Origin of the sequence: Campylobacter sp. CFSAN093229 (assembly GCF_011068225.1) — a bacterium.
Taxonomy (GTDB): domain Bacteria; phylum Campylobacterota; class Campylobacteria; order Campylobacterales; family Campylobacteraceae; genus Campylobacter_D; species Campylobacter_D jejuni.
Map to the genome: position 1 here is coordinate 1 of NZ_JAAMXB010000003.1, position 24680 is coordinate 24680.

24 protein-coding genes and 2 pseudogenes are annotated in these 24680 nt (G+C 30.6%); 13 read left to right on the forward strand and 13 right to left on the reverse strand.

The genetic code is table 11. The features are described 5' to 3' along the window. Positions 1-111: 111 nt before the first annotated feature. From FBE93_RS08260 to FBE93_RS01135, 13 genes and pseudogenes are all read left to right on the forward strand, one after another. A complete protein-coding gene (locus FBE93_RS08260; protein WP_172669132.1) occupies positions 112-414 on the forward strand; it encodes a hypothetical protein in 303 nt (100 codons plus the stop codon). Between the two features lie 15 nt (positions 415-429). After that, positions 430-624, forward strand: coding sequence for a hypothetical protein (locus FBE93_RS08265; RefSeq protein ID WP_171831927.1), 195 nt, complete (start codon positions 430-432; stop codon positions 622-624). Between the two features lie 56 nt (positions 625-680). After that, positions 681-854: a hypothetical protein gene (locus FBE93_RS08270; RefSeq protein WP_171831928.1), complete on the forward strand. Its 174-nt coding sequence runs from the start codon at positions 681-683 to the stop codon at positions 852-854. Beyond that, on the forward strand, positions 842-1294 hold the full coding sequence (locus tag FBE93_RS08275; protein WP_171831929.1) for a hypothetical protein: 453 nt from the start codon (positions 842-844) through the stop codon (positions 1292-1294). Before FBE93_RS08270 ends, FBE93_RS08275 begins: the two co-directional genes overlap by 13 nt. Before the next feature lie 216 nt (positions 1295-1510). After that, the gene (locus FBE93_RS01095) at positions 1511-2302 is read left to right on the forward strand and encodes an HrcA family transcriptional regulator (RefSeq protein ID WP_002856966.1); all 792 of its coding nucleotides are present in this window, start codon (positions 1511-1513) and stop codon (positions 2300-2302) included. Then, a complete protein-coding gene (gene grpE / locus FBE93_RS01100) occupies positions 2299-2829 on the forward strand; it encodes a nucleotide exchange factor GrpE (protein ID WP_002893254.1) in 531 nt (176 codons plus the stop codon). Before FBE93_RS01095 ends, grpE begins: the two co-directional genes overlap by 4 nt. A 22-nt stretch (positions 2830-2851) precedes the next feature. Continuing rightward, a complete protein-coding gene (gene dnaK, locus FBE93_RS01105; protein ID WP_002893252.1) occupies positions 2852-4723 on the forward strand; it encodes a molecular chaperone DnaK in 1872 nt (623 codons plus the stop codon). A 131-nt stretch (positions 4724-4854) separates the two neighbouring features. After that, positions 4855-6752, forward strand: a pseudogene (locus FBE93_RS01110) (class I SAM-dependent DNA methyltransferase). Beyond that, positions 6749-7402, forward strand: coding sequence for a restriction endonuclease subunit S (locus tag FBE93_RS01115; protein ID WP_002934436.1), 654 nt, complete (start codon positions 6749-6751; stop codon positions 7400-7402). Before FBE93_RS01110 ends, FBE93_RS01115 begins: the two are co-directional and overlap by 4 nt. Positions 7403-7413: 11 nt before the next feature. After that, positions 7414-8358 carry a hypothetical protein gene (locus FBE93_RS01120; RefSeq protein WP_165434087.1) on the forward strand — a complete coding sequence of 315 codons (945 nt, stop codon included), beginning with the start codon at positions 7414-7416 and terminating at the stop codon, positions 8356-8358. A 2-nt stretch (positions 8359-8360) separates the two neighbouring features. Further along, a pseudogene (locus FBE93_RS01125) lies at positions 8361-11277 on the forward strand (DEAD/DEAH box helicase family protein). Between the two features lie 32 nt (positions 11278-11309). After that, positions 11310-12335 carry an MBL fold metallo-hydrolase gene (locus FBE93_RS01130; RefSeq protein ID WP_165434088.1) on the forward strand — a complete coding sequence of 342 codons (1026 nt, stop codon included), beginning with the start codon at positions 11310-11312 and terminating at the stop codon, positions 12333-12335. 69 nt (positions 12336-12404) lie between these two features. After that, positions 12405-12746 carry a cupin domain-containing protein gene (locus tag FBE93_RS01135; protein ID WP_002934448.1) on the forward strand — a complete coding sequence of 114 codons (342 nt, stop codon included), beginning with the start codon at positions 12405-12407 and terminating at the stop codon, positions 12744-12746. A 22-nt stretch (positions 12747-12768) separates the two neighbouring features. Here FBE93_RS01135 and FBE93_RS01140 read toward each other — a convergent pair whose 3' ends face one another. From FBE93_RS01140 to FBE93_RS01200, 13 genes are all read right to left on the reverse strand, one after another. Beyond that, on the reverse strand, positions 12769-13935 hold the full coding sequence (locus FBE93_RS01140; RefSeq protein WP_002934450.1) for a pyridoxal phosphate-dependent aminotransferase: 1167 nt from the start codon (positions 13933-13935) through the stop codon (positions 12769-12771). A gap of 171 nt (positions 13936-14106) precedes the next feature. After that, positions 14107-14745 carry a serine O-acetyltransferase gene (cysE, locus tag FBE93_RS01145; RefSeq protein ID WP_002893248.1) on the reverse strand — a complete coding sequence of 213 codons (639 nt, stop codon included), beginning with the start codon at positions 14743-14745 and terminating at the stop codon, positions 14107-14109. Next, positions 14746-16581 (reverse strand): biosynthetic arginine decarboxylase, encoded by a 1836-nt coding sequence (gene speA / locus FBE93_RS01150; RefSeq protein WP_072225844.1) that lies wholly within the window; start codon positions 16579-16581, stop codon positions 14746-14748. Next, positions 16578-17804 carry a histidine--tRNA ligase gene (gene hisS, locus FBE93_RS01155; RefSeq protein WP_002934453.1) on the reverse strand — a complete coding sequence of 409 codons (1227 nt, stop codon included), beginning with the start codon at positions 17802-17804 and terminating at the stop codon, positions 16578-16580. Before hisS ends, speA begins: the two co-directional genes overlap by 4 nt. Further along, positions 17804-18379, reverse strand: coding sequence for a dTMP kinase (gene tmk / locus FBE93_RS01160; protein ID WP_002934454.1), 576 nt, complete (start codon positions 18377-18379; stop codon positions 17804-17806). The genes hisS and tmk overlap by 1 nt, the downstream gene beginning before the upstream one ends. After that, entirely contained in the window at positions 18370-18846 is a 477-nt protein-coding gene (coaD, locus tag FBE93_RS01165) for a pantetheine-phosphate adenylyltransferase (RefSeq protein WP_002852633.1), read from the reverse strand. Before coaD ends, tmk begins: the two co-directional genes overlap by 10 nt. 39 nt (positions 18847-18885) lie before the next feature. Further along, positions 18886-19449 (reverse strand): UbiX family flavin prenyltransferase, encoded by a 564-nt coding sequence (locus tag FBE93_RS01170; RefSeq protein WP_002934455.1) that lies wholly within the window; start codon positions 19447-19449, stop codon positions 18886-18888. Further along, a complete protein-coding gene (gene flgA, locus FBE93_RS01175) occupies positions 19446-20108 on the reverse strand; it encodes a flagellar basal body P-ring formation chaperone FlgA (protein WP_165434089.1) in 663 nt (220 codons plus the stop codon). The genes FBE93_RS01170 and flgA overlap by 4 nt, the downstream gene beginning before the upstream one ends. A gap of 83 nt (positions 20109-20191) precedes the next feature. After that, on the reverse strand, positions 20192-20968 hold the full coding sequence (locus FBE93_RS01180; RefSeq protein WP_048818643.1) for a MetQ/NlpA family ABC transporter substrate-binding protein: 777 nt from the start codon (positions 20966-20968) through the stop codon (positions 20192-20194). A gap of 9 nt (positions 20969-20977) precedes the next feature. After that, positions 20978-21748 carry a MetQ/NlpA family ABC transporter substrate-binding protein gene (locus tag FBE93_RS01185; RefSeq protein WP_002857015.1) on the reverse strand — a complete coding sequence of 257 codons (771 nt, stop codon included), beginning with the start codon at positions 21746-21748 and terminating at the stop codon, positions 20978-20980. 48 nt (positions 21749-21796) lie between these two features. Beyond that, a complete protein-coding gene (locus FBE93_RS01190) occupies positions 21797-22570 on the reverse strand; it encodes a MetQ/NlpA family ABC transporter substrate-binding protein (protein ID WP_165434090.1) in 774 nt (257 codons plus the stop codon). A 191-nt stretch (positions 22571-22761) separates the two neighbouring features. After that, positions 22762-23673 carry a methionine ABC transporter permease gene (locus FBE93_RS01195; protein WP_002932509.1) on the reverse strand — a complete coding sequence of 304 codons (912 nt, stop codon included), beginning with the start codon at positions 23671-23673 and terminating at the stop codon, positions 22762-22764. Beyond that, complete coding sequence (locus tag FBE93_RS01200) at positions 23670-24680, reverse strand: ATP-binding cassette domain-containing protein (protein WP_002932511.1); 1011 nt, start codon at positions 24678-24680, stop codon at positions 23670-23672. Before FBE93_RS01200 ends, FBE93_RS01195 begins: the two co-directional genes overlap by 4 nt.

Genomic DNA, 24680 nt, shown 5'->3' on the forward strand with positions numbered 1-24680 from the left:
TAGGGGTTTGGAAGGTAATAGAGGATAAAATTTAAAATTTTCTAAGTTAAAATTACATAGAATATATTAGCAATATTTTTGAAAAGATGTCGAAAATTTGAAGGCATCAAAATGGATTTTATAAAATTTCTTAATCATTTTCAACCCATATCTAAATCTTCTCAGCAAGCTAGTGTATATAAATCTTTTAAGTTGAATTTAAAGCCAAAGATTCTTAATGAAAAAGACGAAAATTCCTCTTCATTTCAAGATCAAAAAACAGATGTAGCTCAAACTATGCTTCAAAGATTAGAAGATGAAAAAGTTTTCAATCAAAAGGTGAGTGATAAAGTAAAAAAAGCTGAAAGAGGTATGACTACTATATATTTTAGAGATCCTATTACAAATAAACTCGTTCGTAGTGCTTTAAGTTAAACAGTTATCAATAAAATGGGAATTAAATTTAATAAAGAAGATATGACTAAAAGACTTGATGGATCATATATATTAAGTGGAAAAGCTGAAAATTTTGTGGCTGGATGGTGTGCTGATATAGCATATACTAGAGCTTATGTGGCTAGCGATAGAAATAATGATGGATATTTAGAAGATTATGAGCTTGAAGATACGAAAGTGGTTTTGTAGCACAGGAAACAAATTTAGGACTTTTTGTGCAATCTTATACATAATTAAATGGTAGTGTGGATACTCTATTTGGTTTTGAAAAAGATTTTAGAGAAATGCGTCCAGATGATACCAAAGATACAGATTACGCTGGTAGAACTATAGGTTTAGAGCTTGATAAAATGATAAGAAAAGATGGAGATTTTAATGGAGAACTTATAGTTTTAGCGAAACTGGCATGCAAGCAGTGAAAACCAAAGCTCCAAATTCTGGATGGACTGAAAGTGTAGGTATATTAACTTTAACTAAATTTGATCAAACTAATACAATAGAAATTAAAGATATCTTGGATAAATTAGGTAAAGGTGTAAAATATGATGATTTAAGTGAAGATGAAAAATCTCTACTTAAAATGCAATTATCTGATAAAATTTTTGATGAAGTTGAAGATAAAGAAACTGGTAATAAAAAACTTGTTTTTAATCTGGATAAATTTAAAATTTTCTATGAAGCTTTTGTGGATTTATTCAAACAAAGAAGTGCAAAAATGCTAGGTTTAAAACCTGAAGATGCAACTAAACTTAATTATGACAATCTTGGTGAAATTGTCAACGAAATGAAGCAAACTTATTTTGATACAAATTCTACAAGTTATGGAAAAATAGCTGATTTAATTAAAATTTGGGCTTAGTTTTTATAATTATCTTGTAAAGTGTATTGTTATTTTTATTTTGATATATTGATATATTGTATTCTTATAAAAAAGTAACTAATAAAAGTTTAGTCATATAGACTAAATAAAATTAAGTATATTTTTTTATATTTATACTTGACAAAATAACACTCAATGTTGTATAATACTTCTAGCAATCAAAAAATAGAGTGCTAAAAATTTAAGGAAAGAGCTATGAAAAGCCGAGATAAAAAGGATTTGATTTTAGATTCTATCATCCAAACTTATCTTTTAGATAATGTTCCTATTGGTTCAAATGAATTGAATTTAAATCTTTGCATCCCTGCTTCAACTATACGCGTCTATCTTAAAAGGCTTAGCGACGAGGGTTTGATCACTCAGCTTCATATAAGTAGTGGTAGAATTCCTACTATTTTGACAATGCAAAATTACTGGCAAAGTTTTTGGAAAAAAGAACAAGATCAAGATATCAATATCAAAAGTGAGAATTTTTTAAAAGAGTTGAGTAAAGAATTTGAAATTTACTGTCTTGTTTATGGTGGTAGAAGCTTAGTGCTTAAAGAAGTGCTTGATCTAAATGCTAAGTTTATAGTGCTTGATTTTAAAGAAGAAGAGCTCGTTTTAAAATATGAAAAAGAAGCATGGAATTTTTTACAAAGTCTTATAGGATTGGATCTTTTTAGTATAGAAAAAATAGCTTTGAGGGTTCATTTTATGGATCTTGTAGAAAAAATAGCTAGCTTAAGGCAAAATTTGATTTGCTATAGAAGCAATGAAGAAAGAGCTTATCAAATTTATCAAAATGATGAATTTGTTAAGCTCTTAGATTGCGGAGTTCATCGTTATTTTAAAGAAAGTCTTGAATTTGAACCTTTATTTAAAGAAGGTTTTATGGGGCTTAAGGTGGATGCGCAGTTTTTGGGCGAAGATGTAAATATTATCTTAGCAGGTAGTGTTTATACGGATTATAAAAAAATATTACAATACATAAAGGAGGCGGCGTGAGCGAGCAAAAGCAAGAATTTGAAAATGAAAACGCAGAAAATTCTGAACATTTGCAAGATGAGAATTTGCAAAATATCGAAGATGTTGAGCAAAACAGATTGCAAAAAGACTATGATGAATTAAAAGACAAATATATGCGTGCAAACGCTGAATTTGAAAATATTAAAAAAAGAATGGAAAAAGAAAAGCTAAGTGCTATGGCTTATGCAAATGAAAGCTTTGCAAAGGATTTGCTTGATGTTTTGGATGCTTTAGAAGCAGCTATCAATGTCGAATGTCATGATGAAATTAGCTTAAAAATCAAAGAAGGAGTGCAAAACACTTTAGATTTGTTTCTTAAAAAACTTGAAAAGCATGGAGTGGCTCTTATTAAAGAAGAAAAAGAGTTCGATCCAAATTTACATGAGGCAATGTTTCATGTAGATAGTGAAAATCATCAAAGTGGTGAAGTGGTTACCGTGCTTCAAAAAGGCTATAAAATAGCCGATCGCGTAATCCGCCCAACCAAAGTTAGTGTAGCAAAATAAATTTTAATAAAAAGGATAAAAAATGAGTAAAGTTATAGGTATAGATTTAGGAACAACCAATTCTTGTGTTGCTGTGTATGAACGCGGCGAAAGTAAAGTAATCCCAAACAAAGAAGGTAAAAATACAACTCCTTCTGTGGTAGCTTTTACAGATAAAGGTGAGGTTTTAGTAGGAGATAGCGCAAAACGCCAAGCGGTAACTAACCCTGAAAAAACTATCTATTCTATTAAAAGAATTATGGGTTTGATGATCAATGAAGACGCGGCTAAAGAAGCTAAAACAAGACTTCCTTATCATATCACTGAAAGAAATGGTGCTTGTGCTATTGAGATTGCAGGTAAAATTTATACTCCGCAAGAAATTTCAGCAAAAGTTTTAATGAAACTAAAAGAAGATGCTGAGGCTTTCTTGGGCGAGAGTGTTGTAGATGCAGTTATTACTGTACCTGCGTATTTTAACGATGCACAAAGAAAAGCGACAAAAGAAGCAGGAACGATAGCAGGACTTAATGTATTAAGAATTATCAATGAGCCTACTTCAGCAGCTCTAGCTTATGGACTTGATAAAAAAGATAGTGAAAAAATCGTGGTTTATGATCTAGGTGGGGGAACTTTTGACGTTACTGTGCTTGAAACTGGCGATAATGTAGTAGAAGTTTTAGCAACAGGTGGTAATGCTTTCTTAGGGGGCGATGATTTTGATAATAAACTTATAGATTTTCTAGCTAATGAATTTAAAGATGAAACAGGCATAGATCTTAAAAATGATGTTATGGCTCTACAACGCTTGAAAGAAGCAGCTGAAAACGCTAAAAAAGAATTAAGCTCAGCTAATGAAACTGAAATTAATTTACCATTTATCACAGCAGATGCAAGTGGGCCAAAACACTTGGTTAAAAAACTTACTAGAGCTAAATTTGAAGGTATGATTGATTCTTTAGTGGCTGAAACCATCACTAAAATCAATGAAGTAGTAAGTGACGCAGGTCTTAAAAAAGATGAGATTAAAGAAATTGTTATGGTAGGAGGCTCTACTCGTGTTCCTTTAGTGCAAGAAGAAGTGAAAAAAGCTTTTAATAAAGATCTTAACAAGTCTGTAAATCCTGATGAAGTTGTAGCTATTGGTGCGGCGATTCAAGGTGCGGTTATAAAAGGCGATGTTAAAGATGTGCTTTTACTTGATGTTACTCCGCTCTCTTTGGGTATAGAAACTCTAGGTGGGGTAATGACTAAGATTATCGAAAAAGGTACAACTATTCCAACTAAAAAAGAGCAAGTTTTCTCAACCGCTGAAGATAATCAAAGTGCTGTAACTATCAATGTTTTACAAGGGGAAAGAGAATTTAGTCGTGATAATAAATCTTTAGGAAATTTCAATCTTGAAGGAATTCCACCAGCACCACGCGGTATGCCACAAATCGAAGTTACTTTTGATATCGATGCAAATGGTATTTTAACTGTTAGTGCAAAAGATAAAGCAACAGGTAAGGCTCAAGAGATCAAAATCACAGGTTCAAGTGGACTTAGCGAAGAAGAAATTAATAACATGGTAAAAGATGCTGAACTTCACAAAGAAGAAGATAAAAAACGCAAAGAAGCTGTAGATGCTAGAAATGCAGCTGATAGCTTGGCTCATCAAGTAGAAAAATCTTTAAGTGAGTTGGGTGAAAAAGTTGCTGCTGCTGATAAAGAAAATATCCAAAAAGCTCTTGATGATTTGCGCGAGACTTTGAAAAATCAAAATGCAAGCAAAGAAGAGATTGAAAGCAAAATGAAAGCTTTAAGTGAAGTTTCTCATAAGTTAGCTGAAAATATGTATAAAAAAGATGAGCCAAACACAGCCAATGATAAAAAGAAAAAAGATGACGATGTAATCGACGCTGAAGTTGAGTAATCTTCCAAAATCTCCATTCAAGCCTTTTTAAAAGGCTTGAACTCAATTCTATTTTATCTTATTTAATTTTTAAATATTTTTTAGTAGTGATCTTATATAATATATTATTAATAAAACACAAGGAACGCATCATGGAACAAAGCCAATTCCAACCCATTATCAACTTCATATGGAGCGTGGCAGATGATTTACTTCGTGATGTTTATGTAAAGGGTAAATACCGCGATATTATTTTACCTATGACGATTATAAGAAGAGTAGATGCAGTTTTAGAACCTACAAAAGATAAAGTTCTCAAAGTTTACAACACTTATAAAGATAAATTTGAAAATTTAGATTTTATACTAGGCGGAAAACAAGGAAACAACCTAGGCTTTTCTAATTATTCTAAATTTAGCCTACAAACCCTTCTAAATGATCCAAAAAATATCAGAATAAATTTTGAAAAGTTTTAGTGAAAATATCAAAGATATCATTTTAAAATTCAAATTCAAAAACCAACTTGACACCTTAAAGAATCAAACATACTTTTTGGAGTGATAGAGAGATTTTGCTCACCTAGGGTAAATTTTGGCATAGAAGATATCTTAGATGAAAAAGGAAATGTTATCCACAAAGGCTTAAGCAACCTTGGCATGGGGTATGTTTTTGAAGAACTCATTCGTAAATTTAACAAAGAAAACAATGAAGAAGCCGGAGAACATTTCACCCCAAGAGAGATCATAGAGCTTATGACCCATCTTGTATTTTTACCCGTAAAAGAACAGATCAAAAAAGGAACATGGCTTATTTATGATAATGCTTGTGGAAGCGGTGGAATGCTCACAGAGTCAAAAGAATTTATCACAGATCCTGATGGCCTTATAAAATCAAAAGCAAACATCTATCTTTACGGACAAGAAATCAACCCTGAAATCTACGCCATATGCAAAGCAGATATGCTGATAAAAGGCGAAGATCCAGATCATAAAAATTTGGCTCCACTTTAAGCAATGATCAACAAGATAAAAAATTTGATTTCATGCTTAGCAATCCACCCTATGGTAAGTCTTGGGAAAATGATCAAAAAATTCTAGGGGTAGAAAAGAAAGGTTTAAATTCAACTTGCAATGACCCAAGATTTAGCGTAGGTATCACAAGCAAAAGCGATGGGCAAATGATGTTTTTGCTCAATATGCTTAGCAAGATGAAAACAGATACCCCTTTAGGCTCTCGCATTGCAAGCGTGCATAATGGCTCATCACTTTTTAACTCAGATAGTGGCATGGTGGCCATAAGAAAACATATCATAGAAAAAGACTATCTTGAAGCTATAGTCGCTCTACCTACAAATATGTTTTACAATACAGGAATTCCTACTTTCATATGGATCATCACCAACAAAAAGCCAGAACATAAAAAAGGCAAAGTCCAGCTTATAAACGCTACAAGCGAAGAGTATTTTTCTAAGATGAAAAAGTCTTTAGGCTCTAAACAAAATGAAATAACAAAAGAACATATAGAAAAAATCACTAAGTTATTTTTAGATAATATTTCTAACAAAGACTGCAAAATTTATGACAATGAAGACTTTGGCTATACTAAAATCACTATAGAAAAACCAAAAAGTATAGAAGTTTTAAAAGATGATGAAAAATTTGCAAAATTCAAAGACAAAGACAAAATCTTAGAAAAATTACAAGAGTTAGAGCAAAACCCACAAGATTTTGAAGATAGAAATGAATTTATAAGCTTTTTAGGTGTAAAACTCAAAAAAAGTGAAGAAAACCTCATCATCGATAGTGATAAAACCAACAACACCGAAAAAATCCCACTCAAAACAAACATACAAAGCTACTACGACACAGAAGTAAAACCCTATATGAAAAATTCTTGGATAGCTTGGGATAGTGCCAGTGTGGGTTATGAAATACTTTTTAACAAATACTTTTATACCTATACTCCACTAAGAAAACTAGAAGAAATAAACAACGAATTAGAAAAGCTAGAAAAAGAAGTGCAAGATCTTTTAAAAGAGATCATACAATGACAAATTTCAAAGATAGTGGCATAGAATGGCTTGGCGAAATTCCACAGCATTGGGAAGTAAAAAGACTTGCAAATTTTGGAACATTTCTTAAAGGCAATGGTATATCACGACAAGATTTAGTTGAATATGGAGAGCCGGCTATTCTTTATGGAGATATTTATACAAAATATCAAATAAAAACACATTTTTTATATTCTAAAATTTCTAAAAAAACTTTACTGAGTACGACACCTATATACAATGGAGATATTTTATTTTCGGGTTCTGGAGAAACTAAAGAAGACATAGGAAAAAGCATTGTCTATCTAGGCGATGATAATGCATTTGCCGGTGGTGATGTGATTATTTTTAGACAAAAAGAAAATAATGCTTTATTTTTATCTTATGTGTTAAATACAAAATATGCTAATTTTTGCAAAAGTATTAATTCAAAAGGTGAAATCATAGTTCATATTTATGCTTCAAATTTAAAAGATATTAAAATTCCACTTCCACCTTTAAAAGAGCAAGAACAAATCGCAAATTTTTTAGATGAAAAATGCGAAAAAATAGATTTATTGATAGAAAAAACCGAAAAACAAATAAAATTAATAAAAGAATACAAAACCACACTTATAAACCAAGCTGTATGCGGTAGGATTAATTTGTAAAGGGAGAAAAGATGAAAGAAGAAATTTTAGAAAATATAAAACAAAATTTTCAAATTCATTATTATTTTGATGATAACTCTCATCCAATGAATGCTTTTGTTCGCAATGCTATGGAGAAAGATTTTCTAAATTTTATTAATGAAGTAGGAAACATTTTAGATATAAAAATTAAACTTGAAAGCCAAGCTAGAGAAGAAGGCGGACTAAAGGAAAATATAATAATATATTTAATAGGATGTATTCTAGGTTATTTTGCTCCGGCTGTAAATAATATTTTAACTTTTTATCTAACAGGTCAAAATAGATTACAAAATGCAGATTTGAAATTAAAAGATCTTGAGTTTAAACTGAAAGAACTTGATTTAAAATTAAAAGAAGAAGAATTAAAAAATAAAAAATCTCAAAATGAGTATATTAAAAAAATAGAAGAAAATCATAAAATATATAGATTATTATCAAATTTTTATAAAAAAGTAGAAAATTATGAAAAAATTAAAAAAATAGGATATCAAATTAACAATTCAAATGAATTAATTATTGAACGAGAACAATTTAAATCTTTTATTATTGAAGAGAACAAAGACACAGAAATTGTTGAAGATGCTGATATTGAAATAATATCACCTGTATTAAAAGAAGGTAAATATAAATGGAAAGGTATTTATAATGGAGAAAAAATTGATTTTAGTATGGGTGATAGTGGTTTTAAAAACGCTGTCATTAAGCAAGAGTATAATTTTATTAATGGAACAACCATTAATTGCCAATTGGAAATTAGTAGAACTTTTGATGATTATGGGGAAGAAACTAAAACATTATATAGAGTAAAAAAAGTTTATGGTATAAAAATTAATGATATTTCTAAAATTACAAAATTTGGCCAAAAAAGAAGAAAACAAAAAGAAGAAAGTTTAGAACCAACTTTATTTGATTTCGCAAAAGATACTAAGGAATAACAATGACTAACTACACAGAAAAGAAGCTTGAAGATTTCATAGAATCATATTTATTAGAAAATAATGCCTATATCAAAAGAACAAATGAAAATTACGATAAAAATTTATGTTTAGATGCAGAACTTTTTGAGAATTTCTTACAAGCTACGCAAAGTGTAGCATTAGAAGAGCTTAAAAAGCGTTGTGGGCAAAACTATAAAAAAGAACTTTTTAATCGTATTTTCTCACAGATTAAAACCAAAGGCATAGTCAAAGTCTTGCAAAGCTATGTGGAGATCAAAGGCATTAAAATTTACCTAGCCTTTTCAAAACCAAATACTAGTGCAAACGAAGAAAGCGTGAAAAAATACGAGCAAAACACCCTTTCTATTATACGCCAACTTCACTATAGCACGCAAAATAAAAACTCCCTTGATATTGTGATCTTTTTAAATGGCTTGCCCCTTATCACTATAGAACTTAAAAACCATTTCACCGGGCAAAATGTCTTTCACGCTATAGAGCAGTATAAAAAAGATAGAAACCCAAAAGAAACTATATTTAACTATACGATAGTGCATTTTCACTAGATAATGATCTTTGTTATATGAGTACAAAATTAGATCAAAATGCGACTACATTTTTACCTTTTAACCTTGGTTTAAATAATGGTAGTGGCAAAATAGGCTTAGCAAATGGAGCAGGCAACCCACCAAGTGATGGTATAAAAACAGCTTATTTATGGGAGAAAATCTTTAAAAAAGACACTTTGCTAAATTTATTTTTTAATTTTGTGCAAGTTGTGAAAAAAGAAAACGAAGAAATCATCATATTTCCTAGATACCATCAATTTGATGTAGTAGAAAAGCTACTCGCCCATGCAAAAGAAAACGGCACAGGGCAATGCTATTTGATTCAGCATAGTGCAGGAAGTGGTAAGAGTAATTCTATATCTTGGCTTGCGCATAATCTTGTAAGTTTACATAGACTTAAAAAAAATATCTTTGATTCTATCATCGTAGTAACCGATAGAAAAGTGCTTGATAGGCAAATAAGAGAAAATGTAAAATCTTTTTCATAGAAGACAAAAGATCTAGTCGAAGCCATCACTCATGGAAGCAAACAGCTTAAAAATGCTTTAGAAGAAGGTAAGAAAATCATCATCACAACCATACAAAAATTTCCTTTCATTTTAGATGAGATCAAAACTTTAAAAAGCAAAACTTTTGCTATCATCATCGATGAAGCACACTCTAGTCAAAGCGGAAACAACGCTCAAAAAATGGCAGAAGCCATAAGGGATAAAAGTAGTGATGAAAATCAAAATTTAGATGATGAAATTTTAGAAATCATAAAAAATAAAAAACTCCAAAGCAATGCTTCTTATTTTGCATTTACCGCTACGCCTAAGCCAAAAACCTTAGAAATGTTTGGTATGCCTTGTGATGTTAATGGAGAACAAATGTTTATCCCTTTTCATCTTTACTCGATGAAACAAGCTATAGAAGAAGGTTTTATACTCGATGTATTAAAAGGCTATACAACGTATAAAAGTTACTATAAAATCATATCTTGTACAAATGACAATCCAAAATACGACAAAAAAAGAGCAAACGCAAAACTAAAAGCCTATGTCCAAAACAATATAAAAACAATCGAACAAAAATCACAAATCATGTGTGAGCATTTTTTCCAAAATAGCTTTAAAAAGATAAATGGCAAAGCAAAAGCTATGGTTGTAGCAAGCTCAAGAGAAAATGCTGTGAAGTATTATCTTGTTTTTAGAGAGTATTTAAGAAAAAATTATCCATATTTTAAAGCTATAGTGGCTTTTTCAGGTGAAGTAAATTTAGAAGGTGAAATTTATAGCGAAAGTGGTTTAAATGGTTTTGCAGAAAATGTTTTAAAAGATGAGTTTAAAAAAGATGAGTATCGTTTTTTAATCGTTGCGGAAAAATATCAAACCGGATTTGATGAGCCATTATTACATACTATGTATGTAGATAAAGCATTAAGCGGGGTAAGTGCGGTACAAACTCTATCAAGACTAAACTGAACTTGCAAAAACAAGGAAAATACTTTCGTGCTAGACTTTGTAAACACCCATAAGATATAGCAAAATCTTTTAGTATATTTTATGAACAAACTTACTTAAGTGAAGCCCACAGATGATAATAGAATTTTTGATTTAAAAGCAAATCTAAATGAGTATGAAATTTATACCCAAGAAGAAATAGATGATTTTACAAATGCTATTTTAAGAAAAGAAAAAGAAAATATCATTCATGCAAAATTGGACATAATGCTAGATAGATTTAATCAAAAAAGTGATGATGAAAAATTAGATTTTTATAATAAAGCAAAAACTTATCTTAAAGAGTATTCTTTTCTTGCACAAATATTACCCTATGAAGACATAGAGCTTGAAAAACTCTATATATTGCTTAAAAAACTTGCTAGTAAGATCATCTGCCTAAATCAGAGGATTTAGCCAAAGGAATTTTAGATAATGTGGATTTTGATAGTTATCGCTTACAACTTGATAAAACACAAGATATCATTTTGCAAGGAAATGGAGAGCTAAAGCCTTTGTTTGCAGATGGTTCGAGCAAAAGTGTTGAAGCTGAATTAGAAGAACTTTTAAACATCATCAAAGATTTTAATAACAAATACGCAAATATAGACTTTAATGAAAGCGATAAAATCGCTAAAATCTTATACGATATAAAAGATGATATAGCAAAAAATGAAAGAATACGTGAAACTTTTAGCAAATCCGATATGCAAAATTCTCGTATCGAGTTTGATGCACTTTTAAAAGATAAAATTCAAGATATCTTGGAGTTAAATTTAGAACTTTTTAAACAATTTAATCAAAATATAGAATTTAAAGACAAGATAGCAAATACCATGTTTGATATGGTTTGTAATGATTTTTAAAGTATAAAATTGTCAAAAAAGGATAAATGTTTATGAGTGTAGATTTTTTTAAAACCTTTGATATTTCAAATAATGAAAGATTAAAAGCTAAAAAAATACAGGGTAAAAAATATGAAATTTTTCTTAATGAAAACGAGCAAAGCCTTATAACTCCTAAAGTATCTTTTAGAGAAATTTTGAGGTATTATTATCTTTATCCAAAAAATGCCATTCCTTCTTTTAAATTACCTTTTTTTAAGCCTGATTTGAGTGATTTTAGCACCCCACATATTACTTGGCTTGGCCATTCTTCGCTTTTTGCAAGTTTTAAAGAATATAAAATTTTGATTGATCCTATTTTTAACACTCATGCTTCGCCCATTTCTTTTATCAACAAGGCTTTTAAAAATGCTCCTGTTTATAATATAAATGATTTTAATGAAATTTTTGCTGTGATTATCACGCATTCGCATTTTGATCATTTAGATGCTAAGAGTGTAAAAGTTTTAAAAGATAAGGCTAAATTTTTTATCACTCCTTTAAAAGTGGGAAATTATCTAAAAAGCTATGGGGTGAGTGAGAAAAAAATCATAGAGCTTGATTGGTGGAATGGAATAGAATTTGATGATTTAAAAATCATTGCAACACCTGTACAGCACAGTTCAAGTAGGGGTGATGGCAAAAACAAAACCCTTTGGGCTTCTTTTGTGATGGAATTTTTAAGTGTAGATAAAAGAGTGTTTTTTAGTGCAGATGGAGGGTATTTTACGCATTTTAAAAAAATAGGTGAGTATTTTGGAGGTTTTGACTTAGCTTGTCTTGAAAGCGGACAGTTTAATATCGCTTGGCCATATTCACACTCTTTTCCTGAGCAAATTTTAAAAGAGGCAAAAGATCTTAATGCAAAGGCTGTCATGCCTATACATTGGGGGAGATTTTTAGCAGGAACTCACGCGTGGAATGAAGTGATAAAATTTCTTTATGAAAATTTAGATTTACCCCTTATCACACCAAAAATGGGCGAGGCTTATGAAATAGGGGCTAAATTTAAACAGGATTTTTGGTGGAAAGAAGGATAAATTAACACAAGTTTATAATTTATATTTTGGTTTTTGCTATAGTTTTATAAAACTAAAAAAGGAGATTTTGTGAAAATCATTCAATGGAATAGGGCGGAATTTAACCCAAAAGAAGTGAAAATCAATGTTTTAATTGACAATGAAAAAGGTAAAGAAATTCAAATTTTATTAGCTAAAGACAGTGTGATGAAAGAGCATAAAGCTCCTTTTGCTATACATGTTCAAGTTTTAAGTGGTAAAATTTGGTTTGAAGTGGAAAAGGAAAAATTTGAATTAAATGTTTTAGATATGATAAGCCTAGAGGCAAATGTAGCGCATTCTTTAGGTGGATTGGAAAATTCTATAATAAGATTGAGTTTAAATAAATCAGATAGTGTTCAAAGGGTAAATGCTGTGCTTAAAAAGCCTTAAAGTAATTTTAAGGCTTTAGGGCTTAATAAGAAGCAATGAAATTTGCTATTCTTTCTAAACCTTTTTTGATAAGCTCATCGCTTGTGGCATAAGAAAGTCTGAAGTATCCATCCATTCCAAAACCTACACCTGGAACAACGGCAACTTTTTCTTGTTCAAGTAATTTTTGACAAAATTTCATAGAATCTTTTTCTATTTTTTGTATATTTACAAAAAGATAAAAAGCACCTTCTGGTTTATAAACACTGATATTTGGGATTTGTTTAAGTATGTCTAAGGCTAAGTTACGGCGTTTTTCAAAGGCTTGACGCATTTTTTCTATATCTTTATCACATTCTCCATTTAAAGCAGGAATGGCCGCATGTTGAGTAATGGAGCAAATATTTGAAGTGCTTTGTCCTTGAAGTCTTTTAACGGCTGAAATTAGGGCTTTATTTTTGCTTGCCATATAGCCAAAACGCCATCCTGGCATAGCTCCACATTTGCTAAGTCCGTTAATAGTTACAGTGCGTTTTAAAGCATCTTCACTTACACTTGCAAAAGCTACAAAATCAAAACCATCATAGCGAAGTTTTTCATACATTTCATCACTTAAAACAGTGATTTGCGTTCCTTCTAAAACTTTAGCAATTTGAGTTAATTCTTCTTTAGAATAAATCGATCCCACAGGATTTGAAGAAGAGTTTAGCATCAAAACCTTGGTTTTAGCTGTGATAGCTTTTTTTAATTGTTCAGCGGTAATTTTAAAGCCATTTTCTTCTAAGCCTTCTACAAATACAGGTTTTCCACCTGCAAATTTTACCATTTCAGGATAGCTTACCCAGTAAGGACTAGGGATAATCACTTCATCATCTTTTTCTACTAAACATTCTATACATTCAAAAAGAGAGTGTTTTGCGCCTACATTGGTGATAATTTCGCTTGTTTCATAATCAAGATTATTATCTTTTTTAAATTTGATTTGAATAGCTTTTAATACTTCAGGAATTCCCGCAATAGCAGTGTATTTTCCACATCCTTTTTCAATAGCACTTATAGCGGCATTTTTGATAGTTTGTGGTGTGTCAAAATCAGGTTCACCTGCTGAAAAACTAATGATATCTTCGCCTTTGGCTTTAAGTTCATTGGCAAGTGCAGTGATGGCTAAAGTGATAGATTCTTCTAAAACTTGAGATCTTTTTGTAAGCATTTTTCAATCCTTGATAATTTTTGTTTAATTTTAGCAGAAAATTGCATTTTTACAATAAATTTAATTTAAAAATGAGTTATAAATTTCAATAAATGTGAAAATTTGTATTAATTTTTAGGAAAAATTAATACGCATAATAATACATATAATTTTATGTATTATAAAAAATTATTATTTTTGTGATTCAGGTTGTTTTAATATAAGATTTTCAAGTTCTAAAATTTTCTTTTCTAACTTTTCTAGTTTGTCATCGCAATTTGCATCTATGGCTCTAATGTTTTTATTTTTACGCTCTTCGATAATATAAGCAGGAATTCCAACGGCAGTTAAATTTGCACCTACATCTTTAACCACTACAGCATTTGAGCCTATTTTGGCATTTTCTCCTATGGTGATATTGCCAAGTACTTTTGCGCCTGAGCCTATGATCACTCCTTTTTTTATGGTTGGATGGCGTTTAGTACCTTTTTCTAGGCTTGTTCCACCTAAAGTAACGCCTTGATAAATTAAAACATCATCTTCTATAATTGCTGTTTGACCTATAACCACTCCATTGGCATGATCTATAAAAACACGCCTTCCAAGTTCTGCGCCAGGGTGTAAATCTACCCCAGTTAAAAATTGTGAAATTCCACTAATCATTCTTGCAATACGTTTAAAATTTCTTATATAAAAAAAATGTGCAAAGCGGTAATTTACTACAGCCCACACTCCAGGGTAATTAAAAAAAAGTTCTATACAAGAATTAAAAGCTGGATCTTGTGCCTTTGGCTGAGAAAAATCTTCTTTTATAATACCCCAAAAATTCATCTAAACTCCTATGCTTTTTAAATAACCATTATCATTTAAGAAAAGATAAAGTTCCCCTAAAATATGCTTTTTTTGCTTGTCATTTACAAGCTTAGAATTACTTATGCGTTCATTAAGTATATCCATGATAGCGTGTATATCATAGTTTAAATCTTCTAAGGCATCAAGTATGGATTGTGCTTCTATAATCCCCTCAACTTCATAGCCTTTTTCATTGATACTTATAATAGCTTCAGTGGGATGAGTAAAAAGATTGTGTTTCATTCCAAGTACTTCTTGATAGGCACCTACAAGAAAAAACCCTAGAAAATAATTTTCTTTTTCTACATCTACATCGTGTAAAAATAAAGGTTTATCTTTAGAATATGAAATTTCTCCATCGCTATCGCAGGTTATATCCCAAATACTTGCACTTCGAGTCGGTTCTTCATCTAAGCGATCAAGGGGCATGATGGGGAAATTCTGTTCTAAGCCCCAAAAATCGGGTATGCTTTGAAAGAGTGAAAAATTTACCAAATACCTTTCTTGCACTTCATCCTGTATGGCAAGTAAATCCGCAGGATTTTGTTTATCGCCTAAAAGCAAGATGGCTTTTTTCGTAATCAAATGAGTTAAAATTTCAGCATTGGAACGATCTTGTAAATCCACATAGCCCAAATCAAAAAGAGTTAGAATACTCTCTAAATGATCTATGCTATCGTGCAAGTATTCTAAAGCATTGGAAGGTTTTATGCTTTTATAAAGATCATAAAGCTCATCGATAAGTTTTGGATTTTGTTTTTTAAGTATGAGTTTGTTTTCTGCGTATTCTTGAGAAAAAAGTTCTAATACAGGAGCGATTAAAACAGCATGATTGGCTGCTACAAAACGTCCGCTTTCTATGAAAATATCAGGCTCTAAATCTTTTTTTTGTTCAGCTATATTTTTTAGGATAAAAACTACATCGTTAGCGTATTCCCTTAAGGTATAATTTCTACTTTTTTCATTTTTAAATTGTGAGTATTCCACAGCTAAACCGCCACCAAGATTGATAGCTTTTAGATTTTTAGCCCCCATTTTTCTAAGTTCTGTGTAAATATTTCCTGCTTCGTTTAAGGCTTTTTTTAAAGGATGAATTTCGGTAATTTGTGAGCCTAGATGAAAGTGAATCATGGTAAATTGTTCTAAAAGTTTGTTTTCTTTGAGTAAATTTACTGCTTCTATGAGTTCAGTGGATGTAAGTCCAAATTTAGAATTAATCCCACCGCTTTTTGCCCAAATTCCAACTCCAGCAGAATGCAAACGCACACGTAAGCCTATATTTGGTTTGGGTTTAAAGCGTTCTTTGGCTATGTCTATGATAGCTTCAAGTTCATTAAGTCCTTCTATGGTTAAAGTAATATTATGTCCCATTTCAGCTGCGATAAAGCCTATATTGATAAGTTCTCTATCTTTAAAGCCATTTACTGTAATAGGTGCACCTTCATTATTATAAGCCATAGCGAGTAAAAGCTCTGCTTTAGAACCTGCTTCAAGTCCGTAGTTATAGTCTTTTCCAAGCTTTACAAGATTTTTTACAAAACCAGGGTATTGATTTACCTTTAAAGGATAAACAGCGTTAAATCCTCCTTTATAGCCAAATTCTTTTCTTGCTTTATTGAAATTTCCGTAAATATTTTCAATTTGTTTTTGAATAAGATGAGGAAATCTTAAAAGTAAAGGTCCCTTGTATCCATCATCTCTTAATTCTTTAACTATATCAATAATAGCAGGTTTTTTCTCATGATTGATACAAACTTTACCATTTTTGATAATGAAATTTTCATTTCCCCAAATATCAATACCATAATCCATTATAAAACCTTCTTTAAGTCTGAAATTTTAATCATTTTTTCTTCTTTTTTTGCTAAATTTTTATAAAACAAACTTTCATTTTGTGCTTCATTTTCTCCCATACAAAGAAAAATTTCAGCATTATTTTTATCCGCGTTTTCAAGATGTTTAGCTAGTTTTCTTGCTTCATAGCTTAAAAGCACTTTATGTTCTTTTCTTAAATTTGTAGCGATATGCAAAAGTTTTTGGATATAAATTTCATCCATAGCACAAAGATAAATTCCTTCTCTTTGAACCTTTTCTTCTTTTTGTTCTAAAATAGCTATAATTCTTTCTATACCCATGGCAAAACCTACACCAAAACCACTTTTTCCATCAAGGTATTCAATAAGTCTATCATATCTTCCGCCGCCAGCAATAGCAGCTTTTGCACCAATTTCATCGCTAATGAATTCAAAAGCCGTTTTAGAGTAGTAATCAAGCCCTCTAACAAGTTTAGAATCCACTTCAAAATCCACTCCGTTTTCTTTTAAAACGCTTTGTAAAATTTCAAAGTCTTTTTGGCAAGATGAGCATAAATTTTGATTTAAAAGCGGAACATCGTTAAGTAAGCTTTGGCAATGCTCATTTTTACAGTCTAAAACACGAATGGGATTTAAGTTTTTTCTACGCAAACAATCCTCGCAAAAACCTTTTTTGCTATCTAAAAAATGTATCAAATTTTCACGATATTTTGGCATACATTCTAAACAACCTAAAGAGTTAATCAGTAGTTTAAATTTAATATCTAAGCGTGAAAAAATTTCTACTAACATTAAAATAATACTGGCATCTTCATAAACGCTTGCGTTTCCAAAACTTTCAACGCCAAATTGATGAAATTCTCTTAAGCGTCCCTTTTGAGGTCTTTCATAGCGGAACATGGAACCATGATAAAACCATCTTTTCACACTAGTGTTTTTATCGAGTTTTTTTTCTATATAGGCACGCACCACCCCAGCAGTTCCTTCAGGACGCATGCAAACATGATTTTCGCCTTTATCGATAAATTCATACATTTCTTTGCCTACTATATCAGAACTTTCTCCTACGCTTCTTTTAAAAAGGGTGCAAAGTTCTAAATGCGGTGTGTTGATAAAAGTAAAGCCATAGTTTTTAGCTACTTCTTCACAGATTTTAATCACTTTTTCATAATAATATGCATCTTTATCTAATAAATCTTTCATTCCTTTTAAAGCGTTAATCATTATAAAAATTCCTTTATTTGTTGGTGTAATTTTTCTTTATTTTCTTTTGCGTTAAGTGTTAAAATTTCTATAGAAATTTTTTCTTTTAAAAAATGAAGCACTTTTTCGAGTTTATCTTGCACGCTTAAAAAATACTCAATGCCACGTTTTTCTATGCTATCTAGTTCTTTTTGATTGAGGCGTTCTTGGATAAGGTTTGTATCTCCTTTTAAAAAGATAATTTTTTGTGGAAAAAAATTTTCTAAAGCAAAACTATTTAAAGCAAAAAGCAAATCGTTTTCAAAATCTTTGGCATAAGCCATGCCTGAAATAAAACTTCTATCGCTAATAATGAGTTTGTTTTGATTGGTTTTTAAGATTTCTTCAAAATGTTGAGCACGATCAGCTAAAAAAAGCAAGAGTTCAGCTCTTTTGCTAATAGGATGAGTTTTATTAAGTAAAATTTCTCTTAAATGTTTTCCAAGTTCTGTTCCGCCAGGTTCGAGTGTGAAAATGGCGTCTTTATAAATTTCTTTTAAAAGTGAAATTTGCGTACTTTTTCCTACGCAGTCAATACCTTCAAAAACTACATACAAGATTGATCCTTTAAAAAAGGTAGAATTTCTTTTGGAACAAGAGAACTTACATCACCCCCATGTGCTACTATAGAACGCACAATAGAACTTGAAATAAAAGCATGTTTTAGACTTGGCATAAGATAAATGGTTTCCATATCTTCCCAAAGTGCGTGATTTGCATAGCCAATTTGCAATTCGTATTCAAAATCACTCACCGCTCTAAGTCCACGGATTATAGTATTAACTTTTAATTCTTTGGCTAAATCTACAAGTAAATTATCAAAAGCAATGATTTTAACATTTTTTAAATTTTGTGTTGCAAGCAGGGCTAGTTCTTTGCGTTTTTCTAAATCATAGCAAGGTTTTTTATGTTCACTTTTTGCTATGGCAACGATGACTTCATCAAAAATTTTTAAAGCCCGTTTTATAACATCTAAATGCCCGTTGGTAATAGGATCAAAAGTCCCAGGATATAAACAAGTCATTTTTGCTCCAATTTTTTTTAAAAATATAACAAATTTAAACTAAAAAATTTGCCATTTTTCATATAAATTGTGTTTTATTTCTAAAAGATCTAGCCATTTACCTACGATAAAATTTTCCATTTGCTCTAGATTGTTTGCTTTAGAATAACTCGCGATAATAGGAGGTGCGATAATAACTCCCATTTGGCTAAGTTTTAACATATGTTCTAAATTTAAAGTAGAAAAAGGCATTTCGCGTACGCCTAAGATGAGTTTTTTTCTTTCTTTTAAGGCCACTGCTGCAGCACGCATTAAAAGAGTGTCTGCAAAACCAGCGTGAATTTTTGCTAAACTTGAAATCGAACAAGGAGCAATGATGGTTTTTTCTATTCCAAAAGATCCACTTGCTACACTTAGACTTAAATTTTTATCATCTAAAAAATGAGTGTATTTAAAATTTTCTTGACAAATTTCTTCTAAATTTGATTGATTTTCAGCTTTGTAGCTAAGTTTTGCACCTTGGGTTAAAATACAATAAAGTTCGCATTGATTTTCTAAATTTTTTAATAATTTTAAGCCTAAATTGACACTGCTTGAACCAGAAATTCCTAATAAAACCTTCATTGTATAATCATCCTATTTTTACCCACTACGATGCCTTGTATAACTTTACCTTCTTTGTTTTTTGCACGAATCCTTTCGCCCATATTTGCACTTTGCAAAGCCACAAGTTCGATTAAAACATCAACATTTGATTCGCTTAAAAGCCCGATTATAGGATCATTTCGGCGTATTAAAGCTGTGGTTTTAAACATATTTGCTCTTAAAATGGTGTTTTTGTTAATATTGCTTTTAGCTACAAGATTATCCACATCATCTAAGGTTAAGGCATTTAAAGGAACTTTATCAAAATCAATCAATACGCTTTTATAGTCAAAAGCTCCAAGTTTATCTCCTCTTTTTATAGCACGTTCGCTTTTTAAAACTTCTAAATTTGCTTGAATGAAATATCTAAAAAATACATTTTTTTGTATATTTTGCGGAGTTTTAAATTCAGCCCTTAAAAAGCCTTGTGCTTGATTAAAACGCCCATTAGCGATTCTTAGAAATTCATATTGATCAAAATCTTTAGGCAGTGATGTTATTTTTAAATCAATTTGAGAAATTATAATTTTAGGAAAATTATTTCTAAATTCTTTAGCCAGTGCTGTTTTGATTTCTTCTAAACTAGCTGCTTGGATATAATTTATCACAATAAAAAAAGTTAAAAAAATAATTTTCATTTTTATCCTAAGAATTATAATGTAATAAATAGTATTTTAGCTTTTATAAGTTTAACAAAGCCTTTAGAAGGCTTTGTATAGAGTTAAAAAGTAGGGATAACAGAGCCTTTATATTTTTCTATGATAAAATTTTTAATTTTATCGCTTGTTAAAATTTCTTTAATAACAAGACTTTTTTGACTTGTTTCTTCACCTTTTCTTGTAGCTAAAACAATAGCATATAAACTATCTTTATCTTCCATAAAAATACCATCTTTTAAAGGGTTTAAGCCTGCTCCAAGAGCATAGTTTGTGGTAATAATAGCCAAATCAGTATCATTTAGGGCTCTTGGAAGTTGAGCGGCTTTAAGCTCTATAAATTTAAGTTTTTTTGGATTTTTACTTATGTCAATAGGGGTTTTAAGGGTGCTTTGACTTTTAAACTCTATTAAATTTGCTTTAGCTAGTAAATCAAGAGCTCTGCTTTCATTGGTAGTATCATTAGGTATAGCGATTTTAGCACCATTAGGAATGTCTTTTATATCTTTTATGGAGTTAGAATATATAGCCATAGGAACTAAAACAATAGCACCTAAAGAACTTAAATTTGTTCCTTTGTGGGTATTAAAATCATCTAAAAAAGGTTTATGCTGATATAAATTTGCATCTAAATCTTTCTCATTTAAAGCGATATTAGGTATATTATAGTCATTAAATTCCTTAACTATTAACTTCCAACCTTTTTCTTGAAATAAGGGTTTAGAGAAATTTAAAATTTCAGCATAAGGCGTTGGTGTTGCACCTATGATTATGGTTTTATCTGCTCCAAAACTAAGGCTAATTGTAAATAAAACACTTAAAAATATTTTTTTAATATTCATGCTATACTCCTAAAAAGCTGGGATTAATATATCTTTATAATGTTCATTAATGATGGCTTTAAATTTATCGCTTCTTAAAATTTCATCAATTACTTTGGTCTTTTCGCTATTTTTATCTTCTGAGCGTACCACAACATAATTTACATAAGGGCTATTTTTATCTTCCCTAAAAATAGTATCTTTACTTGGATTCAGACCGGCTCCAAGTGCGAAATTAGAATTAATTATAGCAATATCAACATCATCTAAAGCTCTTGGAAGTTGTGCGGCTTTAAGCTCTATAAATTTAAGTTTTTTTGGATTTTTGTTTATGTCCAATGGGGTTTTTAGAGTATTTTTGTTAAGCTCTATTAATTTTGCTTTCTCTAAAAGCTCTAAAGCTCTACTTTCATTAGTGGCATCATTAGGTATAGCAACTCTAGCACCTTCTTTAAGATTTTCTAAATTTTTGATTTTTTTACTATAAACTCCTACTGGAGCTATAAGTACAGGCGTTGTTGCAATTAAATTTGAACCTTTCTTTAGGTTGTATTCTTCTAAAAAAGGTTTGTGTTGATATAAATTTGCATCAAGTTCTTTTTCCTCTAATGCACGATTGGGCAAAATATAGTCTGAAAATTCTACTATTTTAAGCTCATACCCTTTGTTTTTAAAATCATCTTTCATTAGTTCTAGTAAGCTACCAAAAGGATTTGGAGTGGCTCCTATAGTAATGTTTTGTGCAAATAGACTAGATAAATTTAGAATGCAAGCGAGTATAATAATTTTAAATAAATTCATAAAAACTCCTTTGTATTTAAGAAAAAAGTCCCTAGGTAAGGGACAAAATTAAAAAGCAGGTAAAACAGATCCGTTGTATTTTTCTATGATAAATTGTTTGATTTTATCACTTTGTAGAGCTTGGATTAAGGCTTTGATTTTTGGATCGTTTTCATGTCCTACTCTTACAACAAGAATGTTTGCATACGGGCTTTCTTTATCTTCGATAAATACGCTATCTTTTGCAGGATTTAGATTTGCAGAGAGAGCGTAGTTGGAATTAATTACAGCAAAATCAACATCATCTAAAGCTCTTGGAATTTGTGCGGGCTTTAATTCTACAAATTTAATTTTTTTAGGATTGTCTATAATATCAAGAGGTGTTTTTAAAGCCTTATCTTTAAATTTTACCAAACCTTTTTTTGCAATAATATCTAAAGCTCTACTTTCATTGGTTGGATCATTTGGAATGGCGATTTTAACCCCTTCTTTAATATCATCTAGACTTTTGTATTTTTTGGAGTAAACAGCCATAGGTTCTATGTGTATGGCAGCTACTTTGATAAGTTTGGTGCCTTTGTTTTTATTAAATTCTTCCAAATAAGGAGTATGTTGGAAAAAATTTGCATCGGCTTCTCCGTTATCAACAGCTAGATTAGGTAAAACATAATCCGTAAATTCTTTGATTTCAAGTTTATAGCCTTGTTTTTCTAAATCAGGTTTTACTTGCTCTAGGATTTCAGCATGAGGGACTGGAGTTGCTGCAACTGTGATGGTTTCTAATGCATTTGCATTAAGACTTAATGTTAAAATACTTGCTATAAATAAAGATTTGATTTTCATTTTTTTCCTTTTTAGTCATTTTGTGCTTGCTTTAATCTTAATAAATTCACTCTGACTATCAGGAAGAAGCATATAAAAACTTGTTGATAGTCAGATTAGCGCATCTGATACATCATTTTAATTCCTTTAATTTTTTGTTTAAATTTTACTTAAAAAAACTTATATTTATCTTAAAATGAGATATAATCTCCTTATTTTTTGAAACCTTTATAAAGCAAACTTCCCAAAAATAAGATAAAAACAATTACTTGCCAAAAGAAATTTTCATCATTGTTTATATTGATAACTATGCTAATTCCAAGTAAAATCAATAGAGTGGCGATGATATATGTAGTTTTACTATTTTTAGCCCAAGTATAAAATAAATTACCTAGAATTTGAACTAACTGAACTAATATAAGTAAAATAACTACAGTTTGAATCATAACTTCTTTGTTAAATCTTTCATAACCATAGCGAATAGCGACATCTCCCAAACCTCCACCACCGACAGTTCCAGCAAGAGCAGAAAAACCAATGGTAAAGATCAAAGTTAGGGTAATTCCGCTAATTATAGCAGGAAGGGCCTCACTAAAGATAACCTTGAAGATAATTTGAATATTGCTAGCACCATAACTTTTTGCTGCTTCTATGATTCCTTTGTCTATTTCTTTAAAAGCGCTTTCAAGCATCTTTGCCAAATAAGGAGCTATTCCGATAGCTAAAGGAACTATGGCAGCATTTGTACCTATGCTTGTGCCTACTATGATTTTAGAAAGTGGTAAAAGAACAACTATAAGAATTAAAAATGGAAAGGCGCGTAATATATTGGTAATAAAATCTAAAATACTATAAGCGATTTTATTTTCTTTAATTCCGTTTTTATCCCAAATAGCAAGTAAAATTCCAGGAATGATAGCCAATAAAAATCCAAATAGTACAGCCATTAAACTCATATAAATTGTTTCATTAAACGCAGGTTTTAAAATGTTTTCATAATTTTCACTGAAACTTGTAATAGAACTTAAACTCACTTCTTTAATATCCTGCCAAGAAAATTCATTAAAAAATTGAGAAATTCTACTAAAAAAAGCACTGATGATAGAGATGTTTTCTTCATTCATGATGCCACCTCCCATAATACTCCACTTTTTTCTATGTAATCAAGAACCTTGTCTTTATCCTTTTCATTTATATTTATAACTAAATTTCCTAAGGCTTTTCCATTAAGTTTTTCTATTTTACCCCAAACTATGTTAAAGTCTATATTTAGAGTTCTTGCCATATGAGTGATGACGCTATTTTGGGCAACTTCTTTTGGAAAGTAAAGTTTGATATTAAGTCCGTGCTCAGGCAAGAAGTCGCTTTCTCCTAAAAATTCTTTCATTTTGGCATTAGGCCTTAAAAAAAGCTCATCAATTGCTCCACTTCCTATGATTTGTCCATGTTCAAGTAATAAAGCTTTTTGAGCTATGTCTTTTACCACATCCATTTCGTGAGTTACTAAAACAACAGTAATCCCAAATTCAGCATTGATTTTAGATATAAGCTCTAAAATATTTTTTGTAGTGTTTGGATCAAGAGCCGAAGTAGCTTCATCGCTAAGTAAAATTTTTGGGTTTAAAGCTAAGGCTCTAGCAATAGCAACGCGTTGTTTTTGCCCTCCACTCAGTTCTCTTGGATAGGATTTATTTTTATGATCAAGCCCTACGATTTCAAGTAAGGAATTGACTTTTTGGGCAATTTCTTTTTCGCTCATGTATTCTTTATTAAAAAGCTTGGCATGAAATTTACACTGAGTATAGTGTGTTCTTAAAGGCATAGCAACATTTTCAAATACATTTTTGCGCTCCATTAGGGCAAAATTTTGAAAAATCATCCCTATATCTTTTCTAAGCATTCTTAACTCTTTTGATTTTTTTTGACTTAAATCTTTAATTTCTTGATCAAAGACTTTTAAATTTCCTTCTTGATAATTCTCAAGTCCATTAATACATCTTAAAAGAGTGGATTTTCCAGCTCCACTATGACCTACTATGGCGTAAATTTCACCCTTTTTAATCTCCAAAGAAACATCGTTTATCACGAGTTCCTTGCCATAATATTTTTTTAAATTTTTTATTTTTATCAA

What these genes read in the sequence shown, in the direction of transcription:
- FBE93_RS08260 (WP_172669132.1), top strand. Translation starts at nt 112, where the DNA reads ATGGATTTTATAAAATTTCTTAATCATTTTCAACCCATATCTAAATCT.
- FBE93_RS08265 (WP_171831927.1), top strand. Translation starts at nt 430, where the DNA reads ATGGGAATTAAATTTAATAAAGAAGATATGACTAAAAGACTTGATGGA.
- FBE93_RS08275 (WP_171831929.1), top strand. Translation starts at nt 842, where the DNA reads ATGCAAGCAGTGAAAACCAAAGCTCCAAATTCTGGATGGACTGAAAGT.
- FBE93_RS01095 (WP_002856966.1), top strand. Translation starts at nt 1,511, where the DNA reads ATGAAAAGCCGAGATAAAAAGGATTTGATTTTAGATTCTATCATCCAA.
- dnaK (WP_002893252.1), top strand. Translation starts at nt 2,852, where the DNA reads ATGAGTAAAGTTATAGGTATAGATTTAGGAACAACCAATTCTTGTGTT.
- FBE93_RS01115 (WP_002934436.1), top strand. Translation starts at nt 6,749, where the DNA reads ATGACAAATTTCAAAGATAGTGGCATAGAATGGCTTGGCGAAATTCCA.
- FBE93_RS01120 (WP_165434087.1), top strand. Translation starts at nt 7,414, where the DNA reads ATGAAAGAAGAAATTTTAGAAAATATAAAACAAAATTTTCAAATTCAT.
- FBE93_RS01130 (WP_165434088.1), top strand. Translation starts at nt 11,310, where the DNA reads ATGAGTGTAGATTTTTTTAAAACCTTTGATATTTCAAATAATGAAAGA.
- FBE93_RS01140 (WP_002934450.1), bottom strand. Translation starts at nt 13,935, where the DNA reads ATGCTTACAAAAAGATCTCAAGTTTTAGAAGAATCTATCACTTTAGCC.
- cysE (WP_002893248.1), bottom strand. Translation starts at nt 14,745, where the DNA reads ATGAATTTTTGGGGTATTATAAAAGAAGATTTTTCTCAGCCAAAGGCA.
- hisS (WP_002934453.1), bottom strand. Translation starts at nt 17,804, where the DNA reads ATGATTAACGCTTTAAAAGGAATGAAAGATTTATTAGATAAAGATGCA.
- coaD (WP_002852633.1), bottom strand. Translation starts at nt 18,846, where the DNA reads ATGACTTGTTTATATCCTGGGACTTTTGATCCTATTACCAACGGGCAT.
- FBE93_RS01170 (WP_002934455.1), bottom strand. Translation starts at nt 19,449, where the DNA reads ATGAAGGTTTTATTAGGAATTTCTGGTTCAAGCAGTGTCAATTTAGGC.
- flgA (WP_165434089.1), bottom strand. Translation starts at nt 20,108, where the DNA reads ATGAAAATTATTTTTTTAACTTTTTTTATTGTGATAAATTATATCCAA.
- FBE93_RS01180 (WP_048818643.1), bottom strand. Translation starts at nt 20,968, where the DNA reads ATGAATATTAAAAAAATATTTTTAAGTGTTTTATTTACAATTAGCCTT.
- FBE93_RS01185 (WP_002857015.1), bottom strand. Translation starts at nt 21,748, where the DNA reads ATGAATTTATTTAAAATTATTATACTCGCTTGCATTCTAAATTTATCT.
- FBE93_RS01190 (WP_165434090.1), bottom strand. Translation starts at nt 22,570, where the DNA reads ATGAAAATCAAATCTTTATTTATAGCAAGTATTTTAACATTAAGTCTT.
- FBE93_RS01195 (WP_002932509.1), bottom strand. Translation starts at nt 23,673, where the DNA reads ATGAATGAAGAAAACATCTCTATCATCAGTGCTTTTTTTAGTAGAATT.